Source organism: Algibacter sp. (assembly GCF_049667265.1).
In the GTDB taxonomy this organism is placed as follows: Bacteria; Bacteroidota; Bacteroidia; order Flavobacteriales; family Flavobacteriaceae; genus Algibacter_B.
This window is the reverse complement of sequence record NZ_JBATHX010000128.1, coordinates 1-12064: the sequence shown is the minus strand read 5'-3', so window position 1 is coordinate 12064 and position 12064 is coordinate 1. Positions and strand designations below refer to the sequence as shown.

General features: G+C 31.9%; 16 protein-coding genes, 1 other RNA gene and 1 pseudogene. 10 read left to right on the top strand and 8 right to left on the bottom strand.

Annotated elements, in window-relative coordinates; translation table 11 throughout:
- The first annotated feature begins 3 nt into the window (after positions 1-3).
- From WBN21_RS04635 to WBN21_RS04615, 5 genes are all read left to right on the top strand, one after another.
- Positions 4-609 (top strand): hypothetical protein, encoded by a 606-nt coding sequence (locus WBN21_RS04635; RefSeq protein ID WP_424198117.1) that lies wholly within the window; start codon positions 4-6, stop codon positions 607-609.
- The gene (locus WBN21_RS04630; RefSeq protein WP_424198115.1) at positions 609-899 is read left to right on the top strand and encodes a hypothetical protein; all 291 of its coding nucleotides are present in this window, start codon (positions 609-611) and stop codon (positions 897-899) included. The genes WBN21_RS04635 and WBN21_RS04630 overlap by 1 nt, the downstream gene beginning before the upstream one ends.
- Before the next feature lie 9 nt (positions 900-908).
- Positions 909-1202 carry a winged helix-turn-helix domain-containing protein gene (locus tag WBN21_RS04625; protein ID WP_424198114.1) on the top strand — a complete coding sequence of 98 codons (294 nt, stop codon included), beginning with the start codon at positions 909-911 and terminating at the stop codon, positions 1200-1202.
- A 52-nt stretch (positions 1203-1254) separates the two neighbouring features.
- Positions 1255-2631: a cell envelope integrity protein CreD gene (gene creD, locus WBN21_RS04620; protein ID WP_424198113.1), complete on the top strand. Its 1377-nt coding sequence runs from the start codon at positions 1255-1257 to the stop codon at positions 2629-2631.
- Between the two features lie 413 nt (positions 2632-3044).
- Complete coding sequence (locus WBN21_RS04615) at positions 3045-3422, top strand: DUF2809 domain-containing protein (protein WP_424198112.1); 378 nt, start codon at positions 3045-3047, stop codon at positions 3420-3422.
- A gap of 21 nt (positions 3423-3443) precedes the next feature.
- On the opposite strand, the gene WBN21_RS04610 is transcribed toward WBN21_RS04615, so the two are convergent.
- Both WBN21_RS04610 and WBN21_RS04605 read right to left on the bottom strand, forming a co-directional pair.
- Positions 3444-4223, bottom strand: coding sequence for an SDR family NAD(P)-dependent oxidoreductase (locus tag WBN21_RS04610; protein WP_424198116.1), 780 nt, complete (start codon positions 4221-4223; stop codon positions 3444-3446).
- Between the two features lie 32 nt (positions 4224-4255).
- Complete coding sequence (locus WBN21_RS04605; protein WP_424198111.1) at positions 4256-5458, bottom strand: NAD(P)-dependent oxidoreductase; 1203 nt, start codon at positions 5456-5458, stop codon at positions 4256-4258.
- A gap of 238 nt (positions 5459-5696) precedes the next feature.
- Between WBN21_RS04605 and ssrA the strand changes: the two genes are divergently transcribed.
- Positions 5697-6091, top strand: a transfer-messenger RNA (tmRNA) gene (ssrA, locus tag WBN21_RS04600).
- A 124-nt stretch (positions 6092-6215) separates the two neighbouring features.
- Here the strand turns inward: ssrA and WBN21_RS04595 are convergent.
- The 6 genes and pseudogenes from WBN21_RS04595 to WBN21_RS04570 form a co-directional block, all read right to left on the bottom strand.
- A pseudogene (locus WBN21_RS04595) lies at positions 6216-6323 on the bottom strand (family 16 glycoside hydrolase); the annotation flags it as partial.
- 88 nt (positions 6324-6411) lie between these two features.
- Positions 6412-6681: a hypothetical protein gene (locus WBN21_RS04590; protein WP_424198110.1), complete on the bottom strand. Its 270-nt coding sequence runs from the start codon at positions 6679-6681 to the stop codon at positions 6412-6414.
- 206 nt (positions 6682-6887) lie between these two features.
- Positions 6888-7283: a rhodanese-like domain-containing protein gene (locus WBN21_RS04585; protein ID WP_424198109.1), complete on the bottom strand. Its 396-nt coding sequence runs from the start codon at positions 7281-7283 to the stop codon at positions 6888-6890.
- 6 nt (positions 7284-7289) lie between these two features.
- Positions 7290-7610, bottom strand: coding sequence for a rhodanese-like domain-containing protein (locus tag WBN21_RS04580; protein ID WP_424198108.1), 321 nt, complete (start codon positions 7608-7610; stop codon positions 7290-7292).
- A 106-nt stretch (positions 7611-7716) separates the two neighbouring features.
- Positions 7717-8334: a thioredoxin family protein gene (locus tag WBN21_RS04575; RefSeq protein ID WP_424198107.1), complete on the bottom strand. Its 618-nt coding sequence runs from the start codon at positions 8332-8334 to the stop codon at positions 7717-7719.
- Positions 8335-8344: 10 nt separating this feature from the next.
- On the bottom strand, positions 8345-8884 hold the full coding sequence (locus tag WBN21_RS04570; RefSeq protein WP_424198106.1) for a TlpA disulfide reductase family protein: 540 nt from the start codon (positions 8882-8884) through the stop codon (positions 8345-8347).
- A 111-nt stretch (positions 8885-8995) separates the two neighbouring features.
- Between WBN21_RS04570 and WBN21_RS04565 the strand changes: the two genes are divergently transcribed.
- From WBN21_RS04565 to WBN21_RS04550, 4 genes are all read left to right on the top strand, one after another.
- Positions 8996-9457 (top strand): MarR family winged helix-turn-helix transcriptional regulator, encoded by a 462-nt coding sequence (locus WBN21_RS04565; protein WP_424198105.1) that lies wholly within the window; start codon positions 8996-8998, stop codon positions 9455-9457.
- 296 nt (positions 9458-9753) lie between these two features.
- Entirely contained in the window at positions 9754-11160 is a 1407-nt protein-coding gene (locus WBN21_RS04560) for an anthranilate synthase component I family protein (protein WP_424198104.1), read from the top strand.
- A gap of 1 nt (position 11161) precedes the next feature.
- A complete protein-coding gene (locus WBN21_RS04555; RefSeq protein WP_424198103.1) occupies positions 11162-11728 on the top strand; it encodes an anthranilate synthase component II in 567 nt (188 codons plus the stop codon).
- Between the two features lie 34 nt (positions 11729-11762).
- A partial coding sequence (locus WBN21_RS04550) for an anthranilate phosphoribosyltransferase (protein WP_424198102.1) occupies positions 11763-12064 on the top strand: 302 nt, incomplete at its 3' end.

Below are 12064 nucleotides of genomic sequence, written 5' to 3'. Positions count from 1 at the left end.
TATATGGAATCAAAAGATTATTTAAAAGACATTAGTGATATTAAAGATATGATGAACAAATCATCTCGCTTTATATCGCTTAGTGGATTATCAGGAATACTTGCTGGTATTTATGCTTTAGTTGGAGCTACTGTTGCTTATTGGCTGGTTTCAACCTATAGTAACGGCGTATTAATATTAGACGGCCAAATTTTCAGATTATGCCTGCTAATATTAATGATGGTTGCCTTTTTAAGCATTGTTACAGGTATTCTATTAACTACTCAAAAAGCAAAAAAACATGACGAGAAAATCTGGGATGCCACATCAAAGCGATTAGTTTATAATTTTTTAATTCCTTTAATAACTGGTGGCACCTATATCTTAATCATTTTAAGCCAAGGAAAATATGGTCAATCTGGTGGATTGATGCTAATATTTTACGGTTTAGCCTTGGTTAATGCATCAAAATATAGCCTTGGTGATATTCGTTATTTAGGATTTATCGAAATTGTTTTAGGTTTAATTGCGGCGTTATTTCCTGGTTATGGATTTTGGCTTTGGGTTATTGGTTTTGGATTTATGCACATTATCTATGGTTCTTGGATGCACTTTAAATATGATAAATAATGATTACCATTAGCAAAAGATTAAAAACTATCAGCATTTGTATTATTGCATTACTTTTAATCCCGTTAATATCGATGCAGTTTACAGACGAGGTTAATTGGACTTTAGGAGATTTTATTGCAGCAGCAATTTTACTTTTTGGCGCAGGAATTAGTATGGAATTCTTTTTAAAAAAATTCACAAAAACTAGTCATCGGATCATAATAATTTCAATAATAATTGTCCTTCTAGTATTGTTATGGGCTGAACTCGCCGTTGGCATTTTTGGTTCGCCGCTAGCTGGAAGTTAAAAAGAAAAAATGAGCATTATAAACAACATAAATAAAGCATTCGATCATAGGGTTAGATTAGGCATTATGTCTATTTTAATGGTGAATGAATATGCCGATTTTAATATGCTAAAAGAACTTTTAGGGGCAACGGATGGAAATTTGGCAAGCCACACAAAAGCACTTGAAAAAGAAGCCTATATAAATGTAGAAAAGCAGTTTATTGGAAGAAAACCAAACACGCGTTATGCTGCAACAAAACTAGGTAGGGCAGCATTTCAAAAACATATTGAAGCACTTGAAAAATTAATTAACAAACAATAGATATTTTTTTAATCATTTACTTTGAATTTCAAAGTACTTTAAACAATCAATTATGGAAGCATCAAACAATCCTCAGCAAAACAAATTCGGAAACTGGCTAAAAACATCTATCACAGCAAGAATGCTCATAGTTGGCTTTTTATCCTTCGTATTATTAATACCCTTATTTTTTATTCAAGACCTTATTCGCGAGCGTTCTCATAGACAAACCCAAGTTATCAATGAAATAAACCAACAATGGGGAAATGAAGTCCTTATTTACGGTCCAATTCTAAAAGTTCCTTACAAAACCTACCAAGAGAAAACCGTAACTGATAAAAAAACAAAAGCGGTTTATACCGAAACCATAGAAGACATAAAAAACGCTTATTTCTTCCCGGAAAAACTCAACATTAATTCAACAATAAATCCTGAAGAAAAAAAACGAGGCATCTATACAACTGCTGTATATAATAGTAAAATGAATATTACTGGAGCCTTCACAAAACCTGTATTTAGCGATATTGATATTAATGATAAAGATATCCTTTGGGACAAAGCAAAAATAATTATTCAGTCATCAAACGTAAAAGGTGTTAACGAAGCAAACCTAAATTTAGATAGTACAAATTATGAACTCACATCAAAATACAATGGCAAAAAAAACTATAATACCAATCAATTAGTTCTACACACTTTAGAAACAAAAACGCTTAACAAAAATCAGTTATTATTTCAAAAACCATTAAGTTTCAATATCAATTTTAATATAAAGGGAAGCGAGCAAATTCGTTTCATTCCAACAGGGAAACAAACCGAAGCCGAAATTACCTCAAACTGGCAAACCGCCAACTTTTTTGGAGAATTCCTCCCTTTTAATGACGACAAAATTAATAAAGATGGCTTTCATGCAAAATGGAAAATACTTGATTTAAACAGACCCTTCTCACAAGAACATTACAACGGCATCCCCGACTTAAAAGAATTTGCCTTTGGTGTGAATTTCATGATTCCTGTTGATGAGTACCAAAAAAGCGAACGCTCGGCAAAATACGGGTTCCTTGTTATAGGGCTAACCTTTTTAGTATTCTTCTTAATCCAAACGTTAAGCAAAATAAACATTCATCCGTTTCAATATTTAATGATTGGTTTAGCACTAACCATGTTTTACACGCTTTTAGTATCTATATCAGAACATAGCAACTTTCTAAAAGCCTATTTAATAGCTGGAATATCAGTTATTGCGCTCATCACATTATATTCAAAATCCATATTAAAAACATTTAAATTCCCATTATTTATAGGGTTGTCATTAACAGCGTTATACACCTTTATTTACGTTATTATTCAGTTAGAAAACTATGCCCTTTTAGTTGGTAGTATTGGTCTGTTTTTAATTTTAACAAGTGTTATGTATGTATCTAGAAAAATAGATTGGAACAACGGTTAATTTTATTGGTTAAATAGGTGGGCGTTTCCCCCGATAAAAAATCGGGGGTCGTGCTTTCCGCTATATCTTTTTCTCGTTCCTCAAAAAAGGATGCCGCTTCAATCACTAACGCAATATATCACGATGAATAATTTAATTACAACAAGTAAAACCATAGCGCTTTTAAGCTTTATGATTGGCACTATATTTTTTGTTATACAACTAACATATTTCACCAATTCATTAGCCTTTATATACGCAGGAGTTATTTTTATAATTATTGCAATAATAGTCAATACCATCTCGCTAATTATATTGGTATTTCATTTACTAGGTAATAACAATCAAAAACTCGAACTCTTTAAAACCTGCGGAATTATTTTACTTAATATCCCAGTAGCCCTTTTGTATTTTTATTTACTAATTGAAACCTTATGAAACTAAGTAAAACATACCTATTATTAACTCTACTTCTATTTACCATAGAAGCGCTAATAGCCATCTACCTAAAAACAGGCTTTATTAGGCACACAGTTGGCGATTATTTATGTGTCATTTTACTGTACTGTTTTTTTAAAAGCTTTATGGAAGGGCATCATTTTAAAATTGCCATTGCAGTTTTAGCTATAGCTTTTATTGTAGAGTTTTTACAACTTACTAATTATCTCGCACTATTTAATTTACAAAAAAACCGTTTGGCAAATCTCATTTTAGGAAGTACTTTCGAAATATCCGATTTGGTAGCATATTCACTTGGTATCATTACAGTAATTATTGTAGAGTATCCCTTTAAAATGGCTCGAAGAATTTAAAAATTGATTTTAAATTGAAGTTTAATCTTCCCTATTTTTTGCCTGAATTCTTCTGACTATAGTAGTTGCTGCGTTTCGTGAAATAAACCTCGGGATGGTTGCTAATAACTTATTAAATCTACCAGGAATTGCATAGGTTTTACCTTTAATCATGGCTTTATATCCATAAAGTGCCACTTCTTTAGCACAGGCCATATTGAATTTAATTTTGTTATCGCAGGTGTTTTCTGAAACCGTATTTTGAAAAGATGTTTTTGTAGGTCCTGGACACAAAGCCGTTACGGTAACCCCTGTACCTTTAAGCTCGTTTGCTATTGCCTCAGAAAACGACAACATAAAACTTTTTGAAGCGTAATAAATTGACATTAAAGGCCCAGGCTGAAAAGCCGCTAACGACGACATGTTTAATATTTGTCCTGAACCACGTTTAATCATACCTTCTAACACCAATTTGGTTAAATGAGTTGTGGTTAAAATATGTACATGTAACATGGCTGATTCGCGCTCCCAATCGGTTTCTGAAAACGACCCAAACAATCCGAAACCAGCATTGTTTATTAATACATCTATTGGCGTGTTATCTATGTCATCTATAATATCTTGAGCAATACTAGGAAGGCTTAAATCTTTAACTAACGCAACAACTTCAATATTAAAATTTTGAACTATTTCGGTTTTAGTTTTTTCTAAATTTTCGGCATCAACATCTACTAAAATTAACTTAAAAGCATCCTTGGCTAATAAAAGTGCTAACTCATAGCCTAATCCTGAAGCTGCTCCTGTTACTAAAGCTGTTTTAATAATAAATAGAATTAAAATTTACTGTAAAAATATTAGATTCCATCTACATAATCTTGTAAATAGGAGAATTTTTCTGTTAGTTTCCCGTTTTTGGTAATTAGGGCTCGGTGTAAAATACCGTCTGCATCATTGTTAAAAAAAGCAGGAATAACATGTTTTAAAAACATATCGCCAAAACCTTCACTGGCATCTTTTGGGAGTTCACAAGGTAAATTATCGACTGCCATAACCGTTATGGCATTATCGTTTTTATAATCTATTTCTTTTTCGGTTTGTGGGTCGTAGCCATAAATAGGGTCTGCGATGGTTGATGCTTTTAATGTGGTTGCTACTGGCCCATCAACATCGCAACTTACATCTGCTACTACTTTGATATTGAAATCTGGAGATTTTACATCGGCTCTGGTATATAAATATGGCGCACCATCACCATAAAAATGACCTGCAATAAAATAATCTGTCACTTTGGCGAAACGCATAAAATTAGAATCATAATCCTTTGGGTTATTGAAAAAATCGAAATTATCTTTAACCTTTCCGTCTTTGCGCTTGTTATAGTCAAGGACATCAATTTTACAATAAACTGGTTCACTAAACGTCTTGGATAAATAATCTGGAACCGATACACTTTTTATATGCATGGCATCCAGCATTTCTTGTGACCCGTTTGCTACTTTTCCGCTGCCTGTTAGTAATATTTTAATGTTAGGAAGTTTAATTTTATGTAATTCTGAAATTAGAGCAGCTTGATTTGGCAGAGGTCCTGCTTTTGGCAAACTCCAAGAATTATATTTTAATCCCCATGCTCGGAATCCATTGTACGCCCCAACGATGCCAGCATAACGACCGAAACCTATAAGTCGGAATCCCTTTTCGTTTACAATTGTTTCGTGGTCGTAAAGCTCTATATTTTTTTCTAAAATAGCCTTTAGTAATTTTCTATTATAAGGTTGTTTTTTTATGGTGTGTGAAAAGAAAAAGTATTTTTTGTTTGGAATTAAGGCATCTATAGGTACTTCCTTTACACCAATCATAACATCGCCATCTGAAACATTATTGGTAACTTCAAACCCGGCAGCTTTGTATTGATTATCTGGAAACACGCGAATATCTGAAGCTTCCACTTTAAAAGTGGCTTCTGGAAATTGCTTTTTAGCTTCTGCTAATTTTGATGGTGAAAATACGACGCGACGATCTGGCGGATTTTTACGTTCTTTTATGATGGCGAATTTCATAGGATTTGTTTTTTTACTGACACGAATTTGCTTTGGTACAAATTTTGAACTAAAAGTAATAGATTTGAAGTGGTAAACAAAGTTTTTTAATACCTTTGCTGCCCGCGTTAGGGATGGAGGCATTGTTGAAGCTCTTTTTGTGTTGTTGCACCTATGCAACACAAAAAAGCGACTGCCGAGAGCCTGACCCTTTAGGGTAACGCCCAAATTAAAAATTTACTATTTTATTAATAAAAACGGGGTCGACTGGTTTTGACAGCGAGATTAATTGAACGGTAAGCACGTCGTGTAATGGCATTGAAACACGTAAAAGGCTAGACCAAATTTTAAACGGCGAGAATAACTACGCTTTAGCTGCATAATTCGAATTATAGTAGAATTGGCCTAGGTACACAAGGTGTACAAGCTTTATGTCTCCGGAAAGCCTTGATTGACGGCGTTCCATTTTGAGGCATCGTAAATGTCAATATAGTTTAAGTAGCGCTTTGATGCTTTTACGAAACTTAAGAAGATAAGTTAAAGGTGGGTTGTCTGTAACCAGCTTTTAATCGAAAACCCAAGAATAGAATAAACGTGTAGAAAGCTCTTTGGTTACTTGTTTGGACGAGAGTTCGATTCTCTCCGACTCCACAAAAAAGCCCTGTAAACTTTTAGTTTACAGGGCTTTTATTTACGGTTTTAGTCAACAAACAATCTATCAAAATACCATATTCTGGTATACTATGTAATCAATTTTTTTTAAGTGTAAATAGTGATTTTAAAGTTCTTTAATCTTTATGTTCTTAAACCACACCACATCCGAATGATCTTGTAATCCTATATGACCAGTTGCATATTTACCAAAACCTTCACAGTCTTTAAATTTTTAATTTTTAACTATCAATTTAAATTATATGATAAAAAAAACTCCCACGATTTAAACCATAGGAGCTTTGTATATTTGAGTAATAAGTCTAGCTTACTTTTTGCTTTTCTTTCATCTTTTTTAACAACATCAATTCATGCTGAATTTCTTCTTTTCTTGCACTAAATTTTTTAACTCTTTCATCAATTAATTCTTGATTTTTGACACGAGCCTGTCGTCTTAATTCAGACCTTTCTAATTCTTTTTGTAGATTCTTTTTTTGGCTTTGCTTCTCTCTATAAACAGAAAGATATGAGAACCCATACATGCTCAAAAATAATAGAGCAATAATACCTAATATGATGAAACCGTTATCCATATTATAATTAAATTAAAATGCTATTAATGAATCAATTCTAAAAACAAACCATTAAATTAAGTTTTTTATAACATAATGGCAAACTTTATTACAAAAAAAACAAAACTATTACGGTATAAAAAATAAAAAAGGTAAAGTACCTAAAAAGTAGTTAAAAGAGCATTACTGCTGTTAAAGCTGTTTAATTTATTACAAAAAAGCTTAAATTAATTTGATATTACTTTATAACCTTCTTTTGTCCAGTTTATAATTCCTCCTTCTAAATCATATATATTCTTGAATCCCAATTCTTTAAATACAGTAACACTTTCTGAACTTCGTTTTCCAGACCGACAATATAAAAAAACAGCCTTTTTTGGATTTAGTAAGCGCACACTATCTGCAAATTTTTCTGAGTAATAATTAATATTTTCTGCTCCTTCAATATGATATAATTTAAACTCCTTAGGCGTTCTTACATCAATTATTTGAGTTTCATTGTTAGAAATAGAATCGTTAAAAATTTCTGGGCTTATTCTTACGCCATTTTTGTTATCACTTGATTGACAACTAACCATCAAACTGAATAAAACCGATGCGACCAAGAGTTGAAATGATTTCATTTCAATTTATGATTTTAAACTAACTACATCTCCAGTCCATGCCAACATTCCTCCTTCAAGATTATAGGCATTTTCAAAGCCAAGTTGTTCCATAAGTTTACATGCTTGTCCGCTTCTGTTTCCTGAACGACAATACACATAATAGTTTTTACTTTTATCAAGGGCTTCAATGTTATTAACAAATTCCTGACCTTTATAAAAATCTAAATGAACGGCATTTTGAATAATCCCATCTGCTACTTCAGCATCAGTTCTTACATCTAGAACTACTGCATTTTCATCTGTTGCTAGTTGTTCTACCCATTCTTCTTGTGTTAAATCTTCCATGTTTATTTTAAATATTGATGTTATGCGAAATTAATATAACTAAATTTATAGACGAAAAAAAATCCAAACTATTACACTTAGCATTCAATTTTAAATTAACGCTTAATTATACTTTAATGGAACAACCAATAGCTTTAGTTTCCTTTTGCTCTACTTCTTTCCCATTTAACAAGGCATTTACTGCATTTTCAACAAATTTAACCTTAACTGCGGAAGCATCAGAATGATTGTCATCAATAGCTCCAATATACTTTACAATATTGCCTTTTTTAGTTTTTTCAAGAATGTAAATATGAGGCGTTTTAGTGGCACCAAATTTTGGGTAAACCCTTTGTCCTTCATCTATTAAATACGGAAACGTAAAGCCTTTTTCTGCCGCTCTCTTTTTCATTTCTGGTAGGGCGTCACCTGGTTTTACATCCGTATTATTTGGCATAATAGCAATTACAGGATAGCCTTTGGATGCGTATTTTTCATTCAATGCTTGTATTCTATCTTCATACATTACAGCAAATGGGCAAGTATTACATGTAAATGTTACTATAAAACCTTTAGCGTCTTTATAATCTGCTAAAGACACCATGTTTCCATCAATATTTTTTAGAGAAAAATCTTCAGCTACATCGCCAATCTGATAACCTTTTTCGGCTGAATTGTTTAACGTAAAAGCACTAATAAAAAGCATAATTAGTGCAATTGGAATTAATTTGATTGTCTTTTTCATAATTTATTGTTTAAAAGTTATTGATTTCATTTTCTAATTCTTCAAAAGTGAATGATTGTTCGTAAAATTGTTTTTTATCATTTTTGTATATAATGGTTGCTGGAATGGAGCCTGACCAATTTTCATCTACTTTAGGTATCCACGTATTCATATCTGCATCCTCTAAAACAATTACTTTTGATGCCAATTCACGTTCTTTAATGAAAGGCTTCAATTTTTTATCATACAAATGCGGAAAGTCTAAACTCACCAACACGACTTCAACATTTTTGCTTTTATATTCAGCATTAAGCTGTTCAAAATAAGGCAACTCTTTTACGCATGGGGCACACCAAGTTGCCCAAAAATTAATAACATGAATCTTATTATCTTTCTTGTTTAAAAAAGTTTCAAAACCATTAAAATCATAAATTTCAAGTTCTAAATCGGGTAATACATTTGCTGTGTCAACAATTTCTTTTACAACCTCTTTTTGCCCTTCAGTCGTTTTCTTATTTTTAGCACAACTAGCCATTAAAAAAACAGCAACAATTAACATACTTAACTTCATAACGATAAAAATAATTAATACTTGAATGGTTTACCTGTAGTTTAACAAATTTTTATAGAAATCACATTTGTAATAATATTTTTTTACATTTGTATATACAACAATTGAAAGATGGGTATAGAGAATATTCTAAAAGTAAGTTCAAATTTACCTTTATCAAAGAAAGTGGTTGTGAATATTTTATTTACCTACGGATTACTTAACAGTAAATTTAACGATGTTTTAAAACCTTATGGTATATCGATACAACAATTTAATGTTTTGCGAATTTTACGTGGGCAGAAAGGAAGTGCAGCCTCACTTGCAACAGTACAGGAACGCATGATTAATAAAATGAGCAATACTACAAGATTGATAGATAAACTCATTAAAAAAGATTTAGTATTAAAAAAAATTAATAAAGCCAATAAACGAAAAATAGACATAACTATAACCGCATTAGGCTTAAATTTCTTAACGGAAATTGACATTTTAATTGATAGCACAGAGCAACAAATAACAGGAGTTTTATCCGAAAATGAAGCTCAAGAACTGATTAGGTTACTAGGAAAGATTCGGTTAATAGCAGACTAAATTTCTCTCATTCCTAAGTAACCCCCTAAGAACTACCATAGCAATATGGTAGTTTTTTTTATATAAAAAACCAGTAAAGAATTGGTTAATAAAATTTTCATCTTTATATTTGATGCTTAAATTTAAATTAATGAACACAATTTTAAATAATACTTGGTGGTGGAGCTTTCGAAACTAATCTTCGTGAAGTAAAACCCTAGTATATTTAAAACTTAAAATATTCAAAAGGCTTGTCATTCACGACAAGCCTTTTTCTTTGTTCTGAAATTGTTTCAGAATAAAATAAAACAAAATAGATGAAGACATACAGCCTTTATACATATCACAAAAAAATTCTAACAGATACGATTACCCCTGTTACGGTTTATTATAAAATACGAGATAAATACCCAAATAGCATTTTACTAGAAAGTGGCGACTATCACAGAAGTCATAAAAACTTCTCATACATTTGTTTCAACCCTATTGCAACAATAAAAGTTGAAAACGAGGTGATTTCTGAAACGTTCCCAGATGGAAGTTCAACGTCGTTAAATATAACAAAAGAAATTAATGTTGCTGATGAAATCCATAATTTCACAAAGCGCTTTGACACGAAGTCTGAAGAAAATTTCAAATTTATAAATAATGGTATTTTTGGATATACCGCTTATGATGCTGTAAGGTATTTTGAGGATGTTGAAATAACCAAAAAAGACGATTCTGTTGTTATTCCGGACATGTACTATGCGGTTTATCAAAACATAATAGCCATAAATCATTTTAAGAATGAAGCTTATATTTTTGCTCATTGTTATGACGGTGTACCCAATAATATTGATGCTATTGATAAATTGATTAATGTTCAAAATTTTGCTTCATATAATTTCAGTTCAAAAGGTGACATAAAATCAAATTTAACCGATGATGAATTTAGAAAACATGTAGAAGTTGCTAGGAAACATTGTCAACGCGGAGATGTTTTTCAATTGGTATTATCAAGGCGGTTTTCTCAAGAATTTACTGGTGATGATTTCAACATCTATCGCGCTCTTAGAAGTATAAACCCGTCGCCATACCTATTCTATTTCGATTATGGCGATTTTAAAATATTTGGAAGCTCGCCTGAAGCGCAACTTATTGTAGATGATGGCTTAGCAGAAATCCATCCTATCGCTGGGACTTTTAAAAGAACTGGAGACGAAAATAAAGATGAAATTTTAGCAGAAAAACTTAAAAAGGACGACAAAGAAAATGCAGAACACGTGATGCTTGTTGATTTAGCAAGAAATGATTTAAGTCGTCATGGAAGTGATGTGAAAGTGGTAACCTATCGTGAAGTTCAGTTTTTCTCACATGTTATTCATTTGGTGAGTAAAGTTACTGGGCAAAAACATAAGGAAACCTCAACCATGCAAGTAGTAGCAGATACATTTCCTGCTGGAACTTTAAGTGGTGCTCCTAAACACAGGGCTATGCAACTTATTGAAGATTACGAAAAAACAAGCCGTGGTTTTTACGGTGGCGCTATTGGTTTTATGGATTTTGATGGCAATTTTAATCACGCGATTATGATTCGCACGTTTTTAAGTAAAGACTATAAACTTAATTGGCAAGCGGGCGCAGGTTTAGTTTCAAAATCAAATCAAGAAAACGAATTACAAGAAGTTTACAATAAACTAGGAGCATTAACTAAAGCTATTAAATTAGCAGAAGATATTTAAGATGAAGAAAGTATTAGTAATAGATAATTACGACAGTTTTACATATAATCTTGTGCATTATTTAGAAGATTTAAACTGTGATGTAACCGTAGTTAGAAACGATAAATTAGCATTGGAAGATGTTGAACCATTTGATAAAATTGTTTTATCTCCTGGTCCAGGAATCCCTGATGAAGCAGGATTATTAAAACCAATTATTGAAAGATATGCATCAACAAAAAGTATTTTAGGAGTGTGTCTTGGACAACAAGCAATTGGTGAAGTTTTTGGAGGATCGTTAATAAATTTAGATGAGGTTTATCATGGCGTTGCTACAAATGTGAATATTTGCGTTAATGACGAATATATTTTTAAAGGATTAGATAAAAATATAGAAGTTGGTCGATACCATTCTTGGGTTGTAAATCCAAATTTACCAGATTGTTTAGAAGCCACATCTTTTGATGCCAACGGACAAGTGATGTCATTAAGACATAAAATTTACGATGTTAGAGGTGTTCAATATCACCCTGAATCAGTATTAACTCCTGAAGGAAAGAAGATACTTGAAAATTGGGTAAATAATTAAGACAAAATTTCTGTTTTAAAGGACTTTAAAGAATATGAAAAACATACTAAATAGACTTATAAATCACGAAACCATCTCATCCGAGGAGGCAAAACAGGTTATAATTAACATATCTAATAATATGTATAACCCCAGCCAAATTACATGCTTCCTTTCTGTTTTCATGATGCGAAGTATTTCTCTAGAGGAGTTAAGAGGTTTTAGAGACGCTCTTTTAGAACTCTGTTTACCAATTAACCTCAGCGATTTCAATGCGGTCGATATTGTTGGTACTGGTGGCGATGGAAAAAATACTTTTAACATTTCTACCTTATCCTGTTTTATTACAGCAGGTGC

Coding starts and splice junctions, on each gene's coding strand:
- WBN21_RS04585 (WP_424198109.1), bottom strand. CDS start 7,283: ATGAAATCATTTCAACTCTTGGTCGCATCGGTTTTATTCAGTTTGATG.
- WBN21_RS04560 (WP_424198104.1), top strand. CDS start 9,754: ATGAAGACATACAGCCTTTATACATATCACAAAAAAATTCTAACAGAT.
- WBN21_RS04625 (WP_424198114.1), top strand. CDS start 909: ATGAGCATTATAAACAACATAAATAAAGCATTCGATCATAGGGTTAGA.
- creD (WP_424198113.1), top strand. CDS start 1,255: ATGGAAGCATCAAACAATCCTCAGCAAAACAAATTCGGAAACTGGCTA.
- WBN21_RS04575 (WP_424198107.1), bottom strand. CDS start 8,334: ATGAAAAAGACAATCAAATTAATTCCAATTGCACTAATTATGCTTTTT.
- WBN21_RS04555 (WP_424198103.1), top strand. CDS start 11,162: ATGAAGAAAGTATTAGTAATAGATAATTACGACAGTTTTACATATAAT.
- WBN21_RS04615 (WP_424198112.1), top strand. CDS start 3,045: ATGAAACTAAGTAAAACATACCTATTATTAACTCTACTTCTATTTACC.
- WBN21_RS04580 (WP_424198108.1), bottom strand. CDS start 7,610: ATGGAAGATTTAACACAAGAAGAATGGGTAGAACAACTAGCAACAGAT.
- WBN21_RS04570 (WP_424198106.1), bottom strand. CDS start 8,884: ATGAAGTTAAGTATGTTAATTGTTGCTGTTTTTTTAATGGCTAGTTGT.
- WBN21_RS04565 (WP_424198105.1), top strand. CDS start 8,996: ATGGGTATAGAGAATATTCTAAAAGTAAGTTCAAATTTACCTTTATCA.
- WBN21_RS04605 (WP_424198111.1), bottom strand. CDS start 5,458: ATGAAATTCGCCATCATAAAAGAACGTAAAAATCCGCCAGATCGTCGC.
- WBN21_RS04635 (WP_424198117.1), top strand. CDS start 4: ATGGAATCAAAAGATTATTTAAAAGACATTAGTGATATTAAAGATATG.
- WBN21_RS04630 (WP_424198115.1), top strand. CDS start 609: ATGATTACCATTAGCAAAAGATTAAAAACTATCAGCATTTGTATTATT.
- WBN21_RS04590 (WP_424198110.1), bottom strand. CDS start 6,681: ATGGATAACGGTTTCATCATATTAGGTATTATTGCTCTATTATTTTTG.